Source organism: Streptomyces sp. SID10853, from assembly GCF_010548145.1.
Classification (GTDB): Bacteria; Actinomycetota; Actinomycetes; order Streptomycetales; family Streptomycetaceae; genus Streptomyces.
The window spans coordinates 1-21,145 of record NZ_JAAGLN010000004.1 but is presented as its reverse complement, the minus strand read 5'-3'; the positions used below and the strand labels follow the sequence as shown (position 1 = coordinate 21,145).

Here is a 21,145-nt window from a genome sequence, read left to right as displayed (position 1 = left end):
ACCGGCCGGCCGGACCGGGACCTCCGCGCCGTGCGCCATGGCCCCACCGTGCGGAACGCCCCCGCGGATCGCGACCACCCCGCCGTGCGGAACCACCCGTCCGTGCGGAACGATCAGGCCCGCCACAGGCGTTGGAAGGTTCGGAAGGGTCGGGGGTGCCGATGACGCGCGCTGGAGAGAGACACTCGGGCCGGACTCAGGAGAGCCCGCTCGCCGTGACGCAGTCCGGGCTGCCCGGATGGCTGACACCCGTGGCGCACGCGGCGAGCACGGTGCGCCCCGAGCAGCTCAGCCGGTTCCTGCCGCCCGAGAGCGGCGGCGGGCGGCAGTCCGCCGTGCTGGTCCTCTTCGGCGAGGGCGCGGCCGGCCCGGAGCTGCTGCTGATGGAGCGGGCCTCCAGCCTGCGCTCCCACGCGGGGCAGCCGTCCTTCCCCGGCGGCTCCCTCGACCCGGGCGACGGCGATCCGCAGACCACAGGACCGCTGCGGGCGGCGCTGCGCGAGGCCCAGGAGGAGACCGGCCTCGACCCCGCGGGTGTGCAGATCTTCGGCGTGCTGCCCCGGCTCTACATCCCGGTGAGCGGCTTCGTCGTGACGCCCGTGCTCGGCTGGTGGCGCGAGCCCAGCCCCGTACGGGCCGTGGACAGCGGCGAGACGGCCCGGGTCTTCACGGTTCCCGTGGCGGATCTCACGGACCCCGCCAACCGGGTGACGACGGTCCATCCACGCGGTCACCAGGGCCCCGCATTTCTGGTCGAATCCGCCCTGGTCTGGGGTTTCACCGCCGGGGTGATCGACCGGATTCTGCACTTCGCGGGCTGGGAAAAGCCCTGGGACCACTCCAGACAGGTCCCGCTCGACTGGCGCGCATGACAGGGTGGCCGAAGTACTGGGCCACTCGGGCGACGCTGCGAACCACTGCGGCTCTTCCACGGGCCGCACCACCGGCCGGCTGACCGTGACCGGCGACGAAAAGCGAGGCTCCCGACGGTGAACGTGCTGGACATCCTGCTGCTGCTGGCCGCTGTGTGGTTCGCGGTCATCGGCTACCGCCAGGGTTTCGTCGTCGGCATCCTGTCGGTGATCGGCTTCCTCGGCGGCGGCGTCATCGCCGTCTACGTACTGCCCATCATCTGGGACCAGCTCACGGAGAAGTCCGAAGTCTCCACGACGGCCACGGTCGTCGCGGTCGTCATCGTGATCGTGTGCGCCTCCGTCGGCCAGGCCCTCACCACCCACCTGGGCAACAGACTGCGCCGCTTCATCACCTGGTCACCCGCGCGCGCCCTCGATGCCACCGGCGGCGCGCTGGTCAATGTGGTGGCCATGCTGCTGGTCGCCTGGCTGATCGGATCGGCCCTTGCCGGTACGACCCTGCCGACCCTCGGCAAGGAGGTCCGCGCCTCCAAGGTGCTCATCGGGGTCTCCCGGGTGATGCCCGCCAAGGCCGGCAGCTGGTTCACGAACTTCACATCCGTCCTGGCGCAGAACGGCTTCCCCCAGGTCTTCAGCCCCTTCGACAGAGAGCCGATCACCGACGTCAAGCCGCCCGACCCGGCGCTGGCCAGCAGCCCGGTCGTGTCGAGCGCCAAGAAGTCCATCGTCAAGGTCGTCGGCACCGCGACCGGGTGCAGCAAGGTCCTGGAGGGCTCCGGTTTCGCCATCGGCAACCACCGGGTGATGACCAATGCCCATGTGGTCGGCGGCGTCAGCGAGCCCACCGTGCAGATCGGCGGCGAGGGCAAGCTGTACGACGCGAAGGTCGTGCTCTACGACTGGTCGCGCGACATCGCCGTCCTGGACGTGCCGGACCTGCACGCGCGCGCGCTGAAGTTCACCGACACCAACCACGACGCGCACACCAACGACAGCGCGATCGTCGCCGGCTTCCCGGAGAACGGCGGGTACGACGTCCGATCCGCCCGTGTCCGCGCCCGGATCAACGCCAGCGGCCCGGACATCTACCACCGCGGGACGGTCACCCGCGACGTCTACTCCCTCTTCACGACCGTCCGGCAGGGCAACTCGGGCGGACCCCTGCTGACCCCCCAGGGCAAGGTGTACGGGGTGGTCTTCGCCAAGTCGCTCGACGACAGCAACACCGGGTACGCGCTCTCGGCCGACGAGGTCCGCCCGGACATCGCCAAGGGCCTCACCGCGAACCAGCAGGTGGACACTCAGGGGTGCGCACTGTGACGACGGCGGTCAGGCGCACATAGCGGGTCAGGCGCACCAGACGGTCAGATGTACACGGCGGTCAGCCACAGGGCCGGCAGGTGGCGTACACAGCGGGGTCAGGCGTACACAGCGGGGTCAGGCGTACACGGTGAGGACAGCGGGAGGCGCACGGTGAGGCTCACGATTCTCGGCGGCGGAGGATTCCGGGTGCCGCTCGTGTACGGGGCGCTGCTGCGCGACCACGCGGCGGGCCGGGTCACCCACCTCACGCTCCACGATCTCGACCCGGCCAGGCTGGCGGCCGTGGCGCGGGTCCTCGCCGACCAGGCGGTGGACGTACCGGACGCGCCGGAGGTACGTACCACCACCGACCTCGACGACGCCCTGCGCGGCGCCGACTTCGTCTTCTCCGCGATCCGGGTGGGCGGGCTCGCGGGCCGTGCGGCCGACGAGCGGGTGGCACTGGCCGAGGGCGTCCTCGGCCAGGAGACCGTGGGCGCGGGCGGTATCGCGTACGGCCTCAGGACGGTCCCGGTCGCGGTCGACATCGCCCGCAGGGTCGCCCGGCTCGCCCCGGACGCCTGGGTCATCAACTTCACCAACCCGGCGGGTCTCGTCACCGAGGCGATGGCCGCCCACCTCGGCCGCCGGGTCATCGGGATCTGCGACTCACCGGTCGGCCTCGGCCGCCGGGTCGCCCGGGTCCTCGGCGCGGACCCCGACGCGGCGCGGCTCGACTACGTGGGACTGAACCACCTGGGCTGGCTGCGCGGGCTGTATGTGGGCGAGCGGGACGTGCTGCCCCGGCTGTTCGACGACGAGCGGCTGCTGACCTCCTTCGAGGAGGGCAGGCTCTTCGGAGCCGACTGGCTGCGCTCGATCCGCTCGGTCCCCAACGAATATCTGCACTACTACTACTTCAACCGCGAGACGGTCGCCGTCTACCAGCAGGCGGAACAGACCCGCGGCGCCTTCCTGCACGACCAGCAGGCCCGCTTCTACGACGAGATGGCGCACCCGTCGACGCCCGCGCTCGCGGCCTGGGACCGCACCCGTGCCGAGCGCGAGGCGACGTACATGGCGGAGAACCGCGAGGCCGCGGGTGCGGGCGAACGTGAGGCGGACGACCTGGAGTCGGGCGGCTACGAGAACGTCGCGCTGGCCCTGATGCGGGCCATCGCACGGGACGAGAGCGCCACCCTGATCCTGAACGTGCCCAACGGCAGCGCCTCGGCAGGTGGCCGTACGGTCGAGCGCGGGGACGGCCGTACGGATGAGGGTCGGGACAGCCGTACGGATGGCCGTACGCTCTCCGTGCTCGACGAGGCGGCCGTCATCGAGGTCCCGTGCCGGATCGACGCGAACGGGCCCCGGCCGCTGCCGGTTTCACAGCTGACGGGCCATGAGGCGGCCCTGGTGTCAGCGGTGAAGGCGGTGGAGCGCTCCGTGCTGGAGGCGGCGGCGAGCGGATCGGCACGGGCCGCGGTCCGGGCTTTCGCCCTGCACCCGCTGGTCGACTCCGTGAACGTGGCGGGCAGGCTGCTCGACGGGTACCGGGCCGTGCATCCGGGCCTCGGCTACCTCACGAAGACATGAGCTGAGCTGAGCCGGGCCGGTCGAAGAGCTGAGCTCTCACCGGGACGCGGGCCCAGGACTGGGGCGCAGCACTCGGGACGGGACGGTCCCGGGACATCGCCGGGGCTGGTCACGGCCTGGAGTGCCGTAACCGTGCCGACACCCAGCGGGCCCGGCGGCGGATGATGCGCGGAATGCCGAGAGGTGGATCGTCGTCCTCCACGTCGTGTGGCCCGCCCCTCTCGTACGTACTCAGGCCCGTGGCCGAGCGGCGGTTGCGTGCTGCGTCACCGTAGTCGTGCGTCCAGCCCATACCACCGTGTTTGCCCGTGCCCCATGGTCGGTAATCGCGTCCCACGGGGCCAATTGGCCTATGCGCCAGGCATTTGGCTGTTCGTAGGACAAGCGTTCCCGTCCGGTCGCCGCCCGGGGCCCCCGGAGGTCAGCGGTCGGGCTCGGGGTCCTTCAGCCAGTTGATGAGCTCGGCCGAGAAAGCCTCCGGGTCCTCCTCCTGGGGGAAGTGCCCGAGACCGTCGAACAGCCGCCAGCGGTACGGCGCTTCGACGTACTGCCCCGACCCCGCCGCGCTGCGGGTACGCATCACCGGGTCGAGTGAACCGTGCAGATGCAGCGTCGGCACCCGCACCGGACGCTTCATCCGGCGGTTGAACTGGATGCCGTCCGGCCGCGCCAGCGACCGCACCATCCAGCGGTACGGCTCGATGGAGCAGTGCGCCGTGGACGGGATGGACATGGCACGCCGGTACATGTCCACGGCGTCGTCCTCGGGACGGGCGGGCCCCGACCATTCGCGTACGAGCTCACCGACCAGCGCCGCGTCGTCCGCGACGAGCTGCCGCTCCGGCAGCCACGGCCGCTGGAAGCCCCAGACGTACGAACCGGCCCGGGACTGCGAGAAGTCGGAGAGCATCGCCGAGCGCCAGCGGCGCGGGTGCGGCATCGAGGAGACAGCGAGCCGGCGCACCAGCTTGGGCCGCATCACGGCCGCCGTCCACGCCAGATACCCGCCCAGGTCGTGCCCGACGAGCGCGGCGTCCGGCTCCCCGAGCGAGCGGATCACACCGGTGACGTCGAGGGCCAGGTTGGCGGGGTCGTACCCGCGGGGCGTGCGGTCGCTGCCGCCCACGCCCCGGAGATCCATCGCGACGGCCCGGAACCCGGCGTCGGCGAGCGCGGTCAGCTGATGGCGCCAGGTCCACCAGAACTGCGGAAAGCCGTGCAGCAGCAGCACCAGTGGTCCGTCACCCGCCTCCGTGATGTGGAAGCGCGCGCCGTTGGCGGCGACGTCACGGTGGGTCCAGGGCCCGTCGATTCGTACGACGGAGCCCATTTCGGCAGAAGCGGTCATGCCGACGAGCGTCCCACAGCTGACGGCTCACCGATGACCGGGAGGGGGGCATCCGCGGGCACCGGCGTGGCCGCCTTGTCGAGCGACGGGCGGCCGACGGCCGGGCGGGGGTGCGGCTTGACGCCCTGGATGACAGCCGCCGTCTCCTTGGCGGATGCGACGACCTTCTGCGGGCCCTTGCCCTTCTTGGCCTTCTTGAAGAAGACCATCCCGATCAGCCCGAGGACCGCGGCCACCAGCACATTCGCGGCGAAGGACAGGACGAAGCAGATCGCCATGTTCCAGTGGCTCCAGGTCCGGATGCCGTAGGCGAGGGCGAAGCTCAGCATCGGCAGCGAGAAGAGGAGCACGATCCCGGCCGCCGAGAACGCGGCGCTGCCGACGGCGCCCCGCTTGACGTCCTGGCGGAGTTCCGCCTTGGCCAGGGCGATCTCGTCGTGCACCAGTGCGGACATCTCGGCGGTCGCCGAGGCAACCAGCTGACCGAGGCTGCGGTCTGCGGTACCGGCAGGGCTGCTGGGGTGGCTCATCGCTGAATCCCTCTTCTCTTGCGCGAGCGTTCGTCCGTACGGGTGTTCGCTGTGCGAGCGTCCGTCTGTACGAGCGGTCATCCGCGCGGGCATCATCTTGGGCGTCGTCACAAACTGTCTGTTCGAGATGATCTGACTTCAGATCATGCCGGACGGTCCTCGTCCTCGCTTGCTGCCCCCGCCCGTTCGGCGAGACGGCGGTGCTCGGCCGCCTTCCCCTCGAGGATCGCAGCCATGCGCAGATGGTGCGCGGCTTCGTCCTCCTCGTAGATGTCGGGGATGCCGTCGTGGTCCTCGTCGCGCTCCTCCTCGTCGCACAGGGCCCGGTAACGCCGGTTGCGCATCTTGAGCAGGACGGAGGAGAGCACGGCGGCGATCACGGACCCCAGCAGCACGGACGCCTTGACCTCGGCGGTCGTCGTGGGGTCCCCGTCGAAGGCCAGCTCCCCGATGAGCAGCGAGACGGTGAAGCCGATCCCGGCGAGTGAGGCCACCGCGAACACATCGGCCCAGGCCAGGTCCTTGTTGAGCTCGGCCTTGGTGAAGCGGGCGGTCAGCCACGTACCGCCGAAGATGCCGACCGCTTTACCGACGACCAGCCCCAGGACGACACCGAGCGTCTCGGGGCGGGTGAAGACGTCGGCCAGCGCCCGCCCGGACACCGACACCCCGGCGGAGAACAGCGCGAACAGTGGTACGGCGAGGCCCGCGGAGAACGGCCGGACCAGGTGCTCGATGTGCTCCCCCGGGGAGTGACGTTCACCCTCGTGGCGGTGGCACCGGAGCATCAGGCCCATGGCGACACCGGCGATGGTGGCGTGCACGCCGCTGTTGTACATCAGCCCCCAGATGACCAGCCCGAGCGGGACGTAGATGTACCAGCCGTGTACGTCGAAGCGCAGCAGCAGCCAGAAGACGGCCAGGCCGGCCGCCGCGCCGCCGAGCGCGGCGAAGTTGATGTCGCTGGTGAAGAACACCGCGATGATCAGGATCGCGAAGAGGTCGTCGACGACGGCCAGCGTGAGCAGGAAGGCGCGCAGCGCGGAGGGGAGCGAGGTACCGATGACCGCCAGGACGGCGAGAGCGAAGGCGATGTCGGTGGCGGTCGGGACCGCCCAGCCGCCCAGCGAGCCGTCGCCGATGACGTTGACCAGCGTGTAGACCAGGGCCGGTACCGCCATCCCGCACACCGCGGCGATCACCGGCAGCGCTGCGGCCTTCGGATCGCGCAGCTCGCCCGCGACCATCTCGCGTTTGAGCTCGATCCCGGCGACGAAGAAGAAGACCGCGATCAGGCCGTCGGCCGCCCAGTGCTGCACCGAGAGGTGCAGACCGACGGCGCCCGGGCCCAGATGGAAGTGGCTGACGGAGGCGTAACTGCTGCTCAGTGGGGTGTTCGCCCAGACGAGGGCGGCAATGGCCGCGAGGAGGAGGAGCAGGCCCCCGACGGTCTCGGTGCGCAGGGCTTCAGCGAGATAGGTCCGTTCGGGGAACGGCAGCCGCCCGAGGAAGGACGTGGGCCGAGGCTGCTGTGAATTCTGGGACTGCTCAGAATCCTGGGGCGGCCGGCGCTGGTGAGGCTGCTGTGAATCCGGCTGGGACTCAGGCTCGGGCCTGGGCTGGGGATCGGGCTTCGGGGCGGGCGCGGGCACGCGGGGGACCTCCGGTCAGGTGGACAGCACAGAACACATGCCGACCAGACTTCCCGGCGCACCTGTTGACCTACTTTTCACTGCTTCTTCTGCCCCTACGGTAGCCGAGGCGGGGTGGGCCGCGGGGCGGCAGGGAGCATCCGGTGATCGTCTCTCTCGTCACCTTACGGACAGAACGCCGGACGGGCATATCGACCCCGTCCGGCGTTCCGCCGTCACCCTGCTGTTCAGTTGTGCTGCTCCCGGGCTCGCCGTACGGCTTCCCGGCCGGCTCAGTCCTCGCTGGAGGCGCTGGGCAGCTTCGTCTGGATCAGGCCCATCACCGAGGAGTCGGTGAGCGTGGAGACGTCGCCCAGCTCGCGGTCCTCCGCGATGTCGCGCAGCAGCCGCCGCATGATCTTCCCGGACCGGGTCTTGGGCAGCTCGGCCACCGGCAGCACCCGCTTCGGCTTGGCGATCGGCCCGAGCACGGCGCCCACGTGATTGCGCAGTTCCGCCGAGAGGTCCGCCGACTCCTCCGCCGTGCCGCGCAGGATCACGAACGCCACGATCGACTGACCGGTCGTCTCGTCGGCGGCGCCGACGACCGCGGCCTCGGCGACGGCCGGGTGCGAGACGAGCGCCGACTCGACCTCGGTGGTCGAGATGTTGTGCCCGGACACCAGCATCACGTCGTCGACCCGGCCCAGCAGCCAGAGGTCGCCGTCGGTGTCCTTCTTCGCGCCGTCACCCGCGAAGTACTTGCCCTCGAACCGCGACCAGTAGGTGTCGATGAAGCGCTGGTCGTCGCCCCAGACGGTGCGGAGCATCGAGGGCCACGGCTCGGTGAGGACCAGATAGCCGCCGCCACCGTCCGGCACCTCGCGTGCCTCGTCGTCGACGACCGTCGCGGAGATGCCCGGCAGCGCACGCTGGGCGGAACCCGGCTTGGTCTCCGTCACTCCGGGCAACGGCGAGATCATCATCGCGCCGGTCTCGGTCTGCCACCAGGTGTCCACGATCGGGCACTTGTCGGCGCCGATGTTCTTCCGGTACCACATCCATGCCTCGGGGTTGATCGGCTCACCGACCGAGCCGAGGACCCGCAGCGACGACAGATCGAACTTGGCGGGGATGTCGTCCCCCCACTTCATGAACGTACGGATCGCGGTCGGCGCCGTGTAGAGGATCGAGACGCCGTACTTCTGGACGATCTCCCAGAACCGGCCCTGGTGCGGGGTGTCCGGCGTGCCCTCGTAGATCACCTGGGTCGCACCGTTGGCCAGCGGCCCGTACACGATGTACGAGTGGCCGGTCACCCAGCCGATGTCGGCCGTGCACCAGTAGACGTCCGTCTCCGGCTTGAGGTCGAAGACCGCGTGGTGCGTGTACGCCGCCTGGGTGAGGTAGCCGCCTGACGTGTGCAGGATGCCCTTCGGCTTCCCCGTCGTACCCGAGGTGTAGAGGATGAACAGCGGGTGTTCGGCGTCGAACGCCTCGGGGGTGTGCTCGGTGGACTGGCGCCCCACGAACTCGTCCCACCAGACGTCCCGGCCCTCGGTCCACGCCGTGTCCTGGCCCGTGCGCCGTACGACGAGCACATGCTCGACATCCGGGCACTTCGTCACGGCCTCGTCGATCGCCGGCTTGAGCGCGGACGGCTTGCCGCGCCGGTAACCGCCGTCGGCCGTGATGACCAGCTTGGCGTCCGCGTCCTGGATACGGGAGGCGACGGCGTCCGCGGAGAAGCCGCCGAACACCACCGAGTGCGCGGCACCGATGCGGGCGCAGGCGAGCATCGCCACCACCGCTTCGGCGATCATCGGCAGATAGACGGCGACCCGGTCGCCCTTCGCGACACCCAGCTCGGTGAGCGCGTTCGCGGCCTGCGACACCTCGTCCTTGAGCTGTGCGTAGGTGATCGACCGGCTGTCGCCGGGCTCACCTTCGAAGTGGATGGCGACGCGGTCGCCGTTGCCGGCCTCGACGTGCCGGTCCACGCAGTTGTACGCGACGTTGAGCTCGCCGTCGGCGAACCACTTCGCGAACGGTGGATTCGACCAGTCGAGCGTCTCGGTGGGCTCGGTGGCCCACGTCAGCCGCCGGGCCTGCTCGGCCCAGAAGCCCAGCCGGTCCGCTGCCGCCTGCTCGTACGCCGCCGCTGTGACGTTGGCGTTCGCGGCCAGCTCGGTGGGCGGCGCAAAACGCCGCTCCTCCTTGAGCAGGTTGGCCAAGCTTTCGTTGCTCACGAGATCGCCCTTTCGACAAAGCCTTGTGTCCCAGGTCTAGCTCATCAGCCCGTGAGCCACTCTGACAAGGGCTCACGCCGATCAATTGGTTTAGACCTCTGCTCGGGAGGCTCGCCGGAGGCACCCCCGAGGGGCGGCCGGGGCTGGGCCGGGAGGTGATCCGGCGCATGTCACCCCCGGAGTTCAGCCCGAATCGGACGGCGTCAGGCGGGAGCCACCTGGGCGAACACTCCATCGGGCTCAGGAGCGCCGGTGAGCAGATACGCCTGGGCCTCGCCGACATGGAAGTACATGCCGTGCAGCTCCAGCGTGCCCTCCGCGAGCCGGCGCGCGACCGATGCGTGCGCCCGCAGATGCTCCAGTTGCTGGATCACATTGGTGAGGCAGAGCTGCTCCACCGCATCGGCCGGCATCCGCCCGGAGATCCGTGCCCAGGAGTGATGGCGGCTCAGCATCCGGTCCAGGCTGGGCTGACCGTGCCGCAACCACCGCCGCAGAGGCGTGTCCGCGGCGGTGCTTTTGCTGGTGCCTGTGCCTGTGCCTGTGCCTGTGCCTGTGCCTGTGCCGGTGCTGGTGCTGGTGCCTGTGCTGGTGCTGGTGCCTGTGCCTGTTCCAGTGCCGGTTCTGGTTTCGGGGGCGGATTCAGCTTCGGTGTCAGCTTTGGTTCCGGTGCCCGTACGGGGGCTGTCGTTCAGGAGAGCCGTCATGGCACCGCAGCCGGAGTGTCCGCAGACGGTGATCGAATCGACCCGCAGGATGTCGACCGCGTACTCGATCGCCGCCGCCACCGAGTCGTCGGAACCCTCCGCGCCGGGCAGCGGTACGAAATTGCCCACGTTCCGCACGGTGAACAGGTCCCCGGGACCGCTCGACGTGATCATGCTGGTCACCAGCCGGGAGTCGGCGCAGGTGAGGAAGAGCTGCGACGGTCGCTGGCCCTCCCGCGCCAGACGCGCCAGTTCGTCCCGGACCAGTGGCGCGGTGTCGCGCTGGAACGAGCGCAGCCCACTTGCCAGTTGGCGGCTCCCCGGTTTCCCGGACGCGACCGCTGTGACAGAAGCGGTGGCGGGCGGGCCCTCCTGGGGCCCGGGGCAGTGGGGCGCGGGGGAGCGGGGCGCGTGGGAGTGCAGTGAATGGGAGTGGGGCGCCTGCGAGTGCGGTGGCTGGGGGTGCGGTGCGGGAGAGGGCGATGCGGGGGTGCGGGGAGCGGCGGCGGACGCGGGCACGGCGATCCGGCTGCCGTCCCGGCCTGTCACCTCGACCGTTCCGCCCTGGGCGATATGCGCCTCCCGCCAGTGCTGGAGTGTCTCGTACGCCGCGTGGTCCATGAACGAACCGTCCAGCTCCACCACCGCGGTCGCCCCGGACGGGATCTGCCCGAGCGTCCGGCTCAGTCGGGGCACGGCCAGGAACGTCAACTGCCCACGGGCATGCAGCCGGTGGCTCCCACCGTCCTCGTGGAGGGTGATCCGGGTTCTGGCCAGGCGGTGCAGGGCCACACCGACGGCGACGGCGATTCCGGCCGCCACCCCCTCCAGTACGCCGAAGCCCACGACTCCGGCGACCGTGGCCCCGTACGCCAGGAACTCGCGGTGTCTGTGGACGTTGCGGATGTGTGCGTAGCTCACCATCTGGAGGCCGACCACCATCACCAGCGCGGCCAGCGCGGCCAGCGGCATCCACTCCAGAACGCCGACCAGCAGGCCCGCTGCGATCAGCATCCATACGCCGTGCAGCACGGTGGAGGCGCGGCCGGTGGCGCCCGCCCGGACATTCGCCGTGCCCCGCACGGCTCCGCCGGACACCGGAAGCCCGCCGAGCAACCCGGACACGGTGTTGGCGACGCCCTGTCCGCGCAGTTCACGGTCGAGGTCGGCGCGTCTGCCCGCGGCACCGGGGCGGTCGGCGGCCAGTTTGTCCACGGCCACCGCCGACAGCAGCGACTCGAGACTCGCCACCAGCATCACGGTGAAGACGGCGCCGAGCAGACCGAGCACCGGCCCGTGCGGCAGCTCGGGCAGGGCGTGTGCCCGCCAGGACGGGAGGTCGACACGTGCGATCCCGGGCGCGGCGACAGCGGCCAGCGCGGTGGCCGCGGCGACCGAGGCGAGGGCGGCGGGGATTCTGCGCAGGGCGCGTCCGGTACGTCCGGGGATCCGCGGCCACAGCACCAGTACGGCGATGGTCAGCCCGCCGATCAGGGGTGCGGCCGGAGCGACGCGGGCGAATTGGCCCGGCAGGGCAAGGGCGTTGGCGACGGCCGAACTCTGGGGCGTACCGCCGAGCACGATATGAAGCTGGGCGAGCGCGATGGCGACACCGATGCCGGCCAGAGTGCCGTGCACGATGGCCGGGGAGACGGCGAGTGCACTGCGGGCGGCGCGCAGGGAGCCCAGGACCAGCTGGAGCAGGCCGGCGCCGACGGTGATGGCGCAGGTCGTGCGCCAGCCGTAGTCCTGGATGAGTCCGGCCGTCACGACGGTCAGTCCGGCTGAGGGGCCACTGACCTGGAGTGCGGAGCCTCCGAGCAGCCCGGCGACGATGCCGCCGACGGCCGCCGCGAGCAGTCCGGCTTCGAGCGGGGCGCCGATGGCGACGGCGAGACCCAGGGACATCGGGACCGCGATCAGGAACACGGTGATCGAGGCGGACAGATTTGCTCCCGAGACCCGGAAGCGGGACCGATGGCCGTCTCCGTCCTGCGGTGGCCCGTGTGGTGGGTGGACGCGAGCGGTCGGCGAGAAGTCGGAAGCTGTGTCGTCGGTACGCGTGGGGACGTAGGCAGGCATGGTTTCCGTCTCCTCCGGGGCAGCGCGGTCGCGGAACACGTCGCGGAACAAGGGGATGTGGGCGGCCGTACGCGGCTGTGGGTCACGGCGTGCAGCGGCGGGATCATCAACTCTCGGTAAATAGATCGTAATTCAGAGTAAAGACGGGGAATGGACATTAGGGGCAAATGGTCGAGTTGTTCACTCGATCCGGTGATGAGGTGGCTCTAACGCACTCCAGTTCGAGTAAATATTTGCGGTCCGAGTGCGGAGTGCGGACCTGCGTGCGTGGAGTGCGGGCCGGGGTGTGCGGCGCTATGGCCTGGGTGTGCGGCGCGCGGAAGGTGAAGTGCGGGACGGGGGAGGGACCGGGGCGAGCTGTTCGCCCGCCCCGGCCCCTCCCGGCCGCGTCCTCTGGCCGTCCTGCCGCTTCCTGGTCATCCCGGACGGGGCGTCAAGAGGCGGCGCTGACCTCGGCGTACCGCTCGCTGAGCACAAAGGCCGGGTCGACCTGGGACGCCAGATCGGCGCCCGTCCTCTCGTTCCCCCAGCTCTCCGCGTTCTTCAGATGGAAGTGCACCATCTGGCGCGTGTAGCGCTCCCAGTCGCGGTGCGCGTAGCTGTCTTCGGCGGCGTTCTGGAGTGACTGGAGCGCCAGGCGGTTCTCCGCTTCCAGCATCTCGAAACGCGGCGGGCGGCCCTTCTCCATCGCACGGACCCAGTCGGAGTGGCCGACGGTGATGAGCAGGTCATCACCGACCTCGGAGCGCAGGAACTCCAGGTCGTCCGCGTCGCGCACCTTGTTGCCTACGACCTTCAGCGCGACGCCGAAGTCCCGTGCGTACTCCTTGTACTGGCGGTAGACGGAGATGCCCTTGCGGGTCGGCTCGGCCACCAGGAACGTCAGGTCGAACCGGGTGAACATGCCGGAGGCGAAGGAGTCCGAACCGGCTGTCATGTCGACGACGACGAACTCCTCGGGGCCGTCGACGAGATGGTTCAGGCAGAGTTCGACCGCGCCGACCTTGGAGTGGTAGCAGGAGACGCCGAGATCCGACTCGGTGAACGGCCCCGTCGCCATCAGCCTGATCTCGCCGTCGTCCAGCGTGACGGGGCGGGCGCAGGCGTCGTAGACCGGATTGTCCTCACGGATCCGGAGCAGCCGGGAGCCGGCGCCCGGCGGAGTCGTTTTGATCATCGTCTCGGCCGAGGCGATCCGCGGATTGGAGCCGCGCAGGTATTCCTTGATCAGCGGAAGGTGCGCGCCCATCGCGGGCAGCGCGGCGGATTCCGCGTCGTCGAGACCGAGCGCGGCACCGAGGTGCTGGTTGATGTCGGCGTCCACAGCGAGGACGGGCGCCTCGTTGGCGGTCAGGTGGCGGATGAAGAGAGAGGACAGCGTGGTCTTGCCGCTGCCGCCCTTCCCTACGAAAGCGATCTTCATGTTCACAAAGGGTAGTCGGGTGAACGCGGTGCGTGGGTACCGTGAGTGAAGAAGACCACTCCAAGGTGGGGTTGCTGCTATGGGCGCGTAGCCTCGCTTCCTATGACTGCGTTCTCCCGGAAGGCGGCCGCCGGAGCCCCGGTGACTCCTCCAGATCACTCAGATCCCCTTGCCGCCCTGGGTCAGCTGCCGGGTGTCGGCGCCGCTGTCGACTCCGTACGCAAGGCCGTCGACCGGGTCTACGGCCACCGCGTCATGCGGCGGCGCAGCACCGAGATCACAGGTGAGGCCGCGCTGCGCGCCTCGCGCGGGTCGGCGGCGCTGTCGGGTGCGGACTGGGCGCTGGAGGAGGTGCGCCGGCGGACTGATTTCGGCGGTGATCCCGAGGCGCTCACCGTCGGTGCGGCGCTGCGGCTCTCCGCCGAGGCCGGTCAACTCCTGTCCATCTGGCGGCAGTCACCGCTGCGCGTGCTGGCCCGGCTGCATCTGGTGGCGGCAGCGGACTCCGGTGACGCGGTCGGCCGTCCGCGGCTGGCGGGCGAGAAGGCGGACGAGCCGCTGATCGAACTGCCTCTGCCCGGGGCCGACGAGGTGTCCGCCCGGCTCGAGGGCCTTTCGCAGCTGGTCATCGCCGGGAGCGCGGCTCCGGCCCTGGTGACAGCGGCCGTGGTGCACGGTGAGCTGCTCGCGCTGCGCCCCTTCACGTCGTACAACGGCCTGGTCGCGCGGGCCGCCGAACGGGTCGTGCTGATCAACAGTGGCCTTGACCCCAAGTCCATCTGCCCTGCGGAGGTCGGCCACGCGGAGCTGGGGCGCGCGGCGTACGTGGCGGCGCTGGACGGTTATGCGTCGGGAACCCCGGAGGGCATGGCGGCGTGGATCGTGCACTGCGGTCGCGCGGTGGAGCTGGGCGTCCGGGAGTCGACGGCCGTGTGCGAGGCGCTGCAGCGCGGGGCGGCCTAGGGGCTCAGCCCGGGCCGGGCCGTGGGCGCTCCCGCTTGTTGCGCCAAAGCTCGTCGCGCAAAAATGCGGCGGCACCGGAAGGTGCCGCCGCTGACACGTCCACCGGGTTACCAAGCGTCCTCGAAAATTTGCCCATCAGGCCGGGAGCTTCGCCCGTTTACCTGGTGCGGCTGGCCCGTAATCGACGGGTCGACGTCGCGTGGGTACTCAGTTTTCGTGCTCGGTCCGTGGGGCCTTCTGCGGTTTCAGGTGATCCTCTCGGATGTCCTTGGTCTCGCGGGCCGTTGATTCCTTTGTACTCCTCACCGCGGGGCGAGGGGAAGCCCTTGGTCCGCTTCTTTACTTTTACTCTTAAATGCGGGCAAAAGGTCCACGTCGGACCGGGCTCCGGCCGCCCCGGTTCACGTACCAGACGAGCCCGGCCGTGGCTGCCGCGGCACCGATCGCGGCGGCGGCGACCAAGGCGGGCCGGGGTGGCATCCGCAGGGCGGGAAGCCGCTGCTTGAGCCGGACCGGCCGGTTGAAGACGAGAATCGGCCATTCGCGGGCGCCCGCTTCGCGGCGCAGTGCCCGGTCCGGATTGACCGCGTGCGGGTGCCCGACCGACTCGAGCATGGGGACATCGGTTGCCGAGTCGCTGTACGCGTAACAGCGTGCCAGGTCGTATCCCTCGGAGGCGGCGAGTTCCTTCACGGCCTCGGCCTTGGTGGGGCCGTAGGCGTAGTACTCGACCTCGCCGGTGAAACATCCGTCGGCGCCCACCACCATGCGGGTGGCGACGACCCGGTCGGCACCGAGGAGCTCACCGATCGGCTCGACCACCTCGGCGCCGGAGGTGGAGACGATCACCACATCGCGCCCTGCGGTGTGGTGTTCCTCGATGAGGGAAGCGGCCTCGTCGTAAATGATCGGGTCGATCAGATCGTGCAGGGTCTCGGCGACGATCTGCTTGACCTGCCGGACGTTCCAGCCCTTGCAGAGGGCGGAGAGATACTCGCGCATCCGCTCCATCTGGTCGTGGTCTGCGCCACCTGCCAGGAATACGAACTGGGCGTACGCGGTGCGCAGTACAGCCCTGCGGTTGATCAGGCCGCCTTGATAGAAGGACTTGCTGAAGGTCAGCGTCGACGACTTGGCGATGACTGTCTTGTCGAGGTCAAAGAAGGCAGCGGTGCGGGGCGACGAGTGGTTTTCCACGAGTCTGAGCATAGGTGCCCGCCATTCGGCTTACGCGGCGGCGCGTGGGTTTGCCTGAGAAGGCTCTCGGGTACACCATGGAAGTCACGGATCGTTCGCGACCGTGTTATCCCCGTCCGGCTCCTCCCCCCCCGAGTCGGACGTGGGGACGACCCCAGCTCTCCCCCCCGGCTGGGGTCGTCGCATGTCCGGACACGTTTTCGGGTGTGCCCTCTGTGTCGGTGACGGCTCCGAGGTCATCTGCGGCACTCTTCTCCGGTCGGCTGTGCTGCGTCTCAATACTGGATACGCGTGACGCTGCGTAGTCGTTGCGCTCCTCTCCGGAAGTCACCGATAAGAGTGGGGGAGATATTCACAACCGGTGAGTTGTCCACAGTTTTCGAGCAAGATCCACTTAATTTCCCGGATCCCTGCACGGTGATTCTCATCGCGAAGTCAGCGGCTGTTCGCTGCGGCTTCGCGGCCTGAAGGAATCACTGTCGGAGGGGGCGGAATCGTGGCTGGATCCATCACACCTGATCGGTTGCCGACGGCCGAGAGGCGCCGGGACGGGCCGCTGATCGTCACCGAGGACGCGGTGCTCCTCGACGACCTGCTGCGGCTGTGCGCCGCGGCCGGCGCCGAGCCGGAAGTGCATCACGGGGTGCCCGAGCACAAGGGCGGCTGGGAGAGCGCACCGCTGATCCTCGTCGGGGACGACGCGGCTGCCCGGGTGCGCGGGAGCACCCGCAGACCGGGGGTGTATCTCGTGGGCAGGGACCAGGACGACCCCGATGTCTGGCAGCGGGCCGTCGAGATCGGGGCGGAGTACGTGCTGCGGCTGCCGGACGCCGAGAGCTGGCTCGTCGAGCGGATCGCCGATGTGGCCGAGGGGGCCGGGGACCAGGCGCTCACCGTCGGAGTGATCGGCGGCCGGGGCGGTGCGGGGGCTTCCACACTGGCGTGTGCGCTGGCGGTCACAGCGGCCCGGAGCGGCCGCCGCACCGTGCTCATCGACGGGGACCCGCTCGGCGGTGGCCTCGATGTGCTGCTCGGCGGCGAACACGCCCAGGGCAGACGGTGGCCGGATTTCGCCCGTTCCAAGGGGCGGGTCGCCGGGAGCGCGCTGGAGGAGTCCCTGCCGGAAGTGCACGGGCTCCGTGTCCTCAGCTGGGACCGGACGGACGCCGTGGTGATCGCGCCGGAGTCGATGCGGGCGGTCCTGGCGGCCGCACGCAGGGGCGGTGGCGCAGTGGTGGTGGATCTGCCCCGGCGGGTCGACGAGGGCGTCGCCGAAGCGCTCGCCCAGCTCGATCTCGGACTCCTGGTGGTCCCGGGAGAGCTCCGGGCGGTCGCTGCCTCGGCCAGGGTGGCCTCCATGGTCGGCATGGTCCTCCAGGACCTGCGCGCAGTGGTGCGCGGCCCCTTTGCGCCGGGGCTGGACGAGGAGTGGGTCGCACGGGCGCTGGAGCTGCCACTCGTGGGTGAACTGCCCTCCGAGGAAGGGCTCCTCGCGGCACAGAGCGGCGGCGCTCCGCCGGGCGGTCGGGCCAAGGGACCACTGGCCGGTTTCTGTACGGCGTTCTGGGCGCAGGCCCTGTCGGGGCGAGGTGTCTCATGAGCACGGCACAAGCGCCCGGCGGGGCAGCGTCCCCGGTGGGTACGTCGCCGCTGCTCGACGCCGTACGGCAGCGGCTCGCCGAGAGCGGGGCCGAGCCCACACCTGCCCGCGTGGCGGCGGCGCTCCGAGCCCAGGGGCGGCTCCTGGGGGACGCCGAAGTGCTGGGGCACGCGGAGGAGCTGCGGTCCGAACTCGTGGGCTCGGGACGGCTGGAGGCCCTGCTGGCCGATCCAGCGGTGACCGATGTGCTGGTCGCCGCCCCGGACCGGGTGTGGGTCGACCGCGGCGCCGGACTCGAACTGACCGATGTGGCCTTCCCCGACGCCGCGGCTGTGCGCCGGCTGGCACAGCGGCTCGCGGCGGTGGCCGGGCGGCGGCTCGACGATGCCAGGCCCTGGGTGGACGCCAGGCTGCCGGACGGGACGCGGATGCATGCGGTGCTCGAACCGGTGGCCGTCGGATCGACGTGCCTCTCGCTGCGGGTGGTGCGGCCGAAAGCCTTCTCGCTGGAGGAGCTGGTGGCGGCGGGCACGGTCCCGCCGGGCGGCGGCCAGGTGCTGCGGGCGTTGATCGAAGCCCGGTTGTCGTTCCTGGTCAGCGGCGGTACGGGCTCGGGCAAGACCACCCTTCTGTCGTCCCTGCTGGGCCTGGTGGGGCCCGCCGAGCGGATCGTGCTGGCGGAGGACTCGTCAGAACTGCGCCCCGAGCATCCGCACGTGGTGCGGCTGGAGTCGCGACCGCCGAACCAGGAGGGCGCGGGCCGGGTGACCCTGCGGGATCTCGTCCGCCAGGCCCTGCGGATGCGGCCGGACCGCCTGGTGGTGGGTGAGGTGCGCGGGGCCGAGGTCACGGAGCTGCTGGCCGCGCTGAACACGGGCCATGAAGGAGGCTGTGGGACTTTGCACGCGAACGCCGCATCCGACGTCCCGGCCCGCCTGGAGGCGCTGGGGACGGCGGCGGGCCTCGACCGGGCAGCCCTGCACAGCCAGTTGGCGGCGGCGCTCGCGGTCGTGGTGCATCTCGTACGGGACCGGAGCGGCCGGCGCAGGGTCGCCGAGGTGCATGTGCTGGAGCGGGACACGACCGGGCTGGTGCTGACCGTACCGGCGCTGCGCTGGGGCGTGGACGGCTTCACCGAGGGGCGGGGGTGGCCCAGGCTGCGGGCCATGATCGGGGGCGTGTCGTGACGGCTCTGGTCTTTCTGGCGGTGCTCTGCGCGGGCGCTGCCCTGTGGATGCTGGCCGTGCGGGAGCGTGGACTGCGCAGGGGGCGGCTGCTGTTCGCGGACGGTCCGGCGGCCCGTGCGCAGCCGTGGAGCGATTGGTTCCGCGGCCGGATGCCCGCCCGGCTGCGGCCGGAGTGGCTCTGTCTGGTGGTGGCAGCGGCTGTGTCACTCCTGGGTGCTTCGGTGCTGCCGCTCCTGGTGGGGGCGGCGGGGATGCCGCTGCTGGGGAGGCGGCTGCGGGCCGTGGCAGCGGCGCGGGATGCCTTGGCGCGGACCGACGCGGTGATCTCGCTGTGCGGGTCGGTGGCCGCCGAACTGCGGGCCGGTAAACAGCCCGGAGAGGCGTTGCTGGCCGCCGGACGTGGTTCGGGTGCTCTGGGGGCTGCCGAGGCCGCGGTACTGGCAGCGGCGCGGTTCGGCGGGGATGTGTCCGAGGCGCTGCGGCGGGCCGCACGGGAGCCGGGAGCGGCTGGTCTGCGGGGTGCGGCCGCCTGCTGGCGGGTGTCGGTGGACGGAGGTGCCGGTCTCGCGGCCGGACTCGAAGGGCTGGAGGGCGCGCTGCGGGCCGAGCGCGACCAACGAGCCGGTCTCCGGGCGGAACTGGCCGGTGCCCGGTCGACGGTGCTGGTCCTCGCCTTGCTTCCGGCGGGCGGCCTGCTGCTGGGCAGTGCGCTCGGAGCCGATCCGCTGTGGACCTTGCTGCACACCCCGGCAGGGCTGTGCTGCCTGCTGGCGGGCGGGGTGTTGGAGAGCGCCGGGTTCTTCTGGGCGGGGCGGATCGTCCGGGCCGGGGAGGACGTATGAGCGGGTCCGTATCGGGCGGGGTCATGACGAATGAGGTTGTCCACAGCCTGGGGGTGGCGCTGTGTGCTGTCGCTGTCGCGGCCCGACTGGGGCTTGCCTGGACCGGGCGGCGGCATGGACGGCTGTCACGCAAGCGGGCCGCCGCACTGCTGGCCGTGGCACCGGAGAGGGCGCCACGGCGCCCCGAGTACGGGGTGTGGGCCGTCCGGTGGGGTCCTCCGCTGGCCGCGGTGGCCACCAGCTTCGTCCTGGTCGGTGGATGGGCCGGATGCGTGCTCGGCCTTGCCGCCGGATACGGGGTGCGGCGCCTGCAGCTCAGACGCTCGGCGACCGGAGCCGATGAGGCCCTGACGAAGTCGGGACCACGTGAACTGCCGCTCGCGGCAGAGCTGCTGGCGGCGTGTATCGCGGCCGGTGCCGGCCCTCGGGAGGCGGCTGAGGCGGTCGGGGAATCGCTGGGCGGACCGGTAGGCGACGCGCTGGCCCGGGCGGCGGCTGAGCTGCGGCTCGGCAGTGAACCCGCTGCGGCGTGGGGCCGGGTCGGTTCGATACCGGGGGCGGGCGCCTTGGCCCGCTGCCTGGAGCGGGCCGCCTCGACCGGGGCCCCCGCCGCCGACTCGGTGGCCCGGCTCGCGGCCGGACTCAGGGCCGACCGGGCCAGAGCAGCCAGGGACAGGGCAGGCAGGGCGGGCGTTCTGATCACCGGGCCGGTTGGCCTCTGCTTCCTGCCCGCATTCCTGGCGGTGGGTGTCGTGCCCGTGGTGGTCGGCCTGGCGGGCCACCTCCTGAAGGCGAGTTGATGAACTCAAGGGAAAGCGGAAAGCGGAAAGCGGGGCAAATCGCCGAGACGGCTCGGCCATGGATGGAACGGCGCGAAGGGTGCCACAAGGGCGCTGTGAGCCGGGCGGTCGGCCCGGCCTCATGAACAACACGGGAAAGCACGGGGGTTGAGATGACGAATGTACTGAATCTGCCGAACGGGTCTGATGGACCGGCGGAGTCCGGTGAGCCGGGTGGTTCAGCGGCGCGGAAGTGGCTGCGGGCCCGGTGGCATCGGCTGGGGTGCGGGACCGGCAGGGACGCGGGGATGTCCACGTCGGAGTACGCGATGGGCACGATCGCGGCATGCGCCTTTGCGGCGGTGCTCTACAAGGTGGTCACCAGCGGGCCTGTTGCGGCGGCGCTGCAGTCCGTGGTCGAGAAGGCGCTCCATGCGAAGTTCTGACGAGGGAGGGCGGCCGGCCGGTGGAGGACCGGTCTCGCGTCGGCCGTCCGGTTGGGGGCCGGCGGACCGGGGCTCGGTCTCGGCCGAGGCAGCGGTGGTGATTCCGGCGCTGGTGCTGTTCACGATGACACTGGTCTGGGCCCTCACCGCGGCGGCCGCGCAGATCCAGTGCGTCGATGCGGCACGGGCCGGTGCGCGGGCGGCGCGTCGGGATAGACGGGGTGCTCAACATCGACCGGTGGTGGCCGTCGGGGGGTGCTGACCAGCGACGGGGTGCTGCCCGTGTGGAGTCCCGTGTTCTCCGAGGACAGCGGGGGCCCGGACTCCGGCACCGGCCCTGCGGCGTTCAGAACGCCAGCCGGCTCCGTACGGTGGCTGCCAGCTCCCT

The 21,145-nt window shown here is 70.8% G+C and carries 18 protein-coding genes; 10 read left to right on the top strand and 8 right to left on the bottom strand.

Annotated elements, in window-relative coordinates:
- The first annotated feature begins 161 nt into the window (after positions 1-161).
- The 3 genes from G3I19_RS02170 (at position 162) to G3I19_RS02160 (ending at position 3,773) form a co-directional block, all read left to right on the top strand.
- Positions 162-872 (top strand): CoA pyrophosphatase, encoded by a 711-nt coding sequence (locus G3I19_RS02170; protein ID WP_164258841.1) that lies wholly within the window; start codon positions 162-164, stop codon positions 870-872.
- Between the two features lie 117 nt (positions 873-989).
- The gene (locus G3I19_RS02165; protein ID WP_164258840.1) at positions 990-2,195 is read left to right on the top strand and encodes a MarP family serine protease; all 1,206 of its coding nucleotides are present in this window, start codon (positions 990-992) and stop codon (positions 2,193-2,195) included.
- Positions 2,196-2,348: 153 nt separating this feature from the next.
- Positions 2,349-3,773 (top strand): 6-phospho-beta-glucosidase, encoded by a 1,425-nt coding sequence (locus G3I19_RS02160; RefSeq protein WP_164258834.1) that lies wholly within the window; start codon positions 2,349-2,351, stop codon positions 3,771-3,773.
- Positions 3,774-3,882: 109 nt separating this feature from the next.
- On the opposite strand, the gene G3I19_RS37205 is transcribed toward G3I19_RS02160, so the two are convergent.
- The 7 genes from G3I19_RS37205 to G3I19_RS02125 all read right to left on the bottom strand — a co-directional run bounded on the left by G3I19_RS37205 (position 3,883) and on the right by G3I19_RS02125 (position 13,743).
- Positions 3,883-4,065 carry a hypothetical protein gene (locus G3I19_RS37205; RefSeq protein ID WP_164258832.1) on the bottom strand — a complete coding sequence of 61 codons (183 nt, stop codon included), beginning with the start codon at positions 4,063-4,065 and terminating at the stop codon, positions 3,883-3,885.
- Positions 4,066-4,194: 129 nt separating this feature from the next.
- Positions 4,195-5,121 carry an alpha/beta hydrolase gene (locus G3I19_RS02150; RefSeq protein ID WP_164258830.1) on the bottom strand — a complete coding sequence of 309 codons (927 nt, stop codon included), beginning with the start codon at positions 5,119-5,121 and terminating at the stop codon, positions 4,195-4,197.
- Complete coding sequence (locus G3I19_RS02145; protein ID WP_164258828.1) at positions 5,118-5,651, bottom strand: phage holin family protein; 534 nt, start codon at positions 5,649-5,651, stop codon at positions 5,118-5,120. The genes G3I19_RS02150 and G3I19_RS02145 overlap by 4 nt, the downstream gene beginning before the upstream one ends.
- A 143-nt stretch (positions 5,652-5,794) precedes the next feature.
- Positions 5,795-7,150, bottom strand: a complete 1,356-nt coding sequence (nhaA, locus tag G3I19_RS02140; protein ID WP_203599048.1) for a Na+/H+ antiporter NhaA — start codon at positions 7,148-7,150, stop codon at positions 5,795-5,797.
- Between the two features lie 425 nt (positions 7,151-7,575).
- Positions 7,576-9,531: an acetate--CoA ligase gene (gene acs, locus G3I19_RS02135; RefSeq protein ID WP_164258825.1), complete on the bottom strand. Its 1,956-nt coding sequence runs from the start codon at positions 9,529-9,531 to the stop codon at positions 7,576-7,578.
- Between the two features lie 203 nt (positions 9,532-9,734).
- Positions 9,735-12,320, bottom strand: a complete 2,586-nt coding sequence (locus G3I19_RS02130; RefSeq protein WP_239073907.1) for a SulP family inorganic anion transporter — start codon at positions 12,318-12,320, stop codon at positions 9,735-9,737.
- 433 nt (positions 12,321-12,753) lie between these two features.
- Positions 12,754-13,743, bottom strand: a complete 990-nt coding sequence (locus tag G3I19_RS02125; protein ID WP_164258823.1) for an ATP-binding protein — start codon at positions 13,741-13,743, stop codon at positions 12,754-12,756.
- 102 nt (positions 13,744-13,845) lie between these two features.
- On the opposite strand from G3I19_RS02125, the gene G3I19_RS02120 reads away from it, so the two are divergent.
- Positions 13,846-14,706, top strand: coding sequence for a Fic family protein (locus G3I19_RS02120; RefSeq protein WP_164258821.1), 861 nt, complete (start codon positions 13,846-13,848; stop codon positions 14,704-14,706).
- A gap of 351 nt (positions 14,707-15,057) precedes the next feature.
- Here the strand turns inward: G3I19_RS02120 and G3I19_RS02115 are convergent, their stop codons facing one another.
- The gene (locus G3I19_RS02115) at positions 15,058-15,915 is read right to left on the bottom strand and encodes an HAD-IB family hydrolase (protein WP_164258819.1); all 858 of its coding nucleotides are present in this window, start codon (positions 15,913-15,915) and stop codon (positions 15,058-15,060) included.
- 484 nt (positions 15,916-16,399) lie between these two features.
- On the opposite strand from G3I19_RS02115, the gene ssd reads away from it, so the two are divergent.
- From ssd to G3I19_RS02085, 6 genes are all read left to right on the top strand, one after another.
- Positions 16,400-17,503 (top strand): septum site-determining protein Ssd, encoded by a 1,104-nt coding sequence (ssd, locus tag G3I19_RS02110; RefSeq protein WP_164258817.1) that lies wholly within the window; start codon positions 16,400-16,402, stop codon positions 17,501-17,503.
- Positions 17,500-18,690 carry a TadA family conjugal transfer-associated ATPase gene (locus tag G3I19_RS02105; protein ID WP_164258816.1) on the top strand — a complete coding sequence of 397 codons (1,191 nt, stop codon included), beginning with the start codon at positions 17,500-17,502 and terminating at the stop codon, positions 18,688-18,690. The genes ssd and G3I19_RS02105 overlap by 4 nt, the downstream gene beginning before the upstream one ends.
- Positions 18,691-18,737: 47 nt before the next feature.
- Complete coding sequence (locus G3I19_RS02100) at positions 18,738-19,532, top strand: type II secretion system F family protein (protein ID WP_164258977.1); 795 nt, start codon at positions 18,738-18,740, stop codon at positions 19,530-19,532.
- The gene (locus G3I19_RS02095) at positions 19,529-20,332 is read left to right on the top strand and encodes a type II secretion system F family protein (RefSeq protein ID WP_239073906.1); all 804 of its coding nucleotides are present in this window, start codon (positions 19,529-19,531) and stop codon (positions 20,330-20,332) included. The genes G3I19_RS02100 and G3I19_RS02095 overlap by 4 nt, the downstream gene beginning before the upstream one ends.
- Before the next feature lie 236 nt (positions 20,333-20,568).
- Positions 20,569-20,757, top strand: coding sequence for a DUF4244 domain-containing protein (locus tag G3I19_RS02090; RefSeq protein ID WP_239073910.1), 189 nt, complete (start codon positions 20,569-20,571; stop codon positions 20,755-20,757).
- Positions 20,744-21,019, top strand: coding sequence for a TadE family type IV pilus minor pilin (locus G3I19_RS02085; RefSeq protein WP_164258805.1), 276 nt, complete (start codon positions 20,744-20,746; stop codon positions 21,017-21,019). The genes G3I19_RS02090 and G3I19_RS02085 overlap by 14 nt, the downstream gene beginning before the upstream one ends.
- Positions 21,020-21,145: the final 126 nt, after the last annotated feature.

Coding starts and splice junctions, on each gene's coding strand:
- G3I19_RS02105 (WP_164258816.1), top strand. CDS start 17,500: ATGAGCACGGCACAAGCGCCCGGCGGGGCAGCGTCCCCGGTGGGTACG.
- G3I19_RS37205 (WP_164258832.1), bottom strand. CDS start 4,065: ATGGGCTGGACGCACGACTACGGTGACGCAGCACGCAACCGCCGCTCG.
- G3I19_RS02120 (WP_164258821.1), top strand. CDS start 13,846: ATGACTGCGTTCTCCCGGAAGGCGGCCGCCGGAGCCCCGGTGACTCCT.
- G3I19_RS02100 (WP_164258977.1), top strand. CDS start 18,738: ATGCTGGCCGTGCGGGAGCGTGGACTGCGCAGGGGGCGGCTGCTGTTC.
- G3I19_RS02145 (WP_164258828.1), bottom strand. CDS start 5,651: ATGAGCCACCCCAGCAGCCCTGCCGGTACCGCAGACCGCAGCCTCGGT.
- G3I19_RS02095 (WP_239073906.1), top strand. CDS start 19,529: ATGAGCGGGTCCGTATCGGGCGGGGTCATGACGAATGAGGTTGTCCAC.
- G3I19_RS02115 (WP_164258819.1), bottom strand. CDS start 15,915: ATGCTCAGACTCGTGGAAAACCACTCGTCGCCCCGCACCGCTGCCTTC.
- G3I19_RS02170 (WP_164258841.1), top strand. CDS start 162: ATGACGCGCGCTGGAGAGAGACACTCGGGCCGGACTCAGGAGAGCCCG.
- G3I19_RS02085 (WP_164258805.1), top strand. CDS start 20,744: ATGCGAAGTTCTGACGAGGGAGGGCGGCCGGCCGGTGGAGGACCGGTC.
- G3I19_RS02125 (WP_164258823.1), bottom strand. CDS start 13,743: ATGAAGATCGCTTTCGTAGGGAAGGGCGGCAGCGGCAAGACCACGCTG.
- G3I19_RS02150 (WP_164258830.1), bottom strand. CDS start 5,121: ATGACCGCTTCTGCCGAAATGGGCTCCGTCGTACGAATCGACGGGCCC.
- G3I19_RS02130 (WP_239073907.1), bottom strand. CDS start 12,320: ATGCCTGCCTACGTCCCCACGCGTACCGACGACACAGCTTCCGACTTC.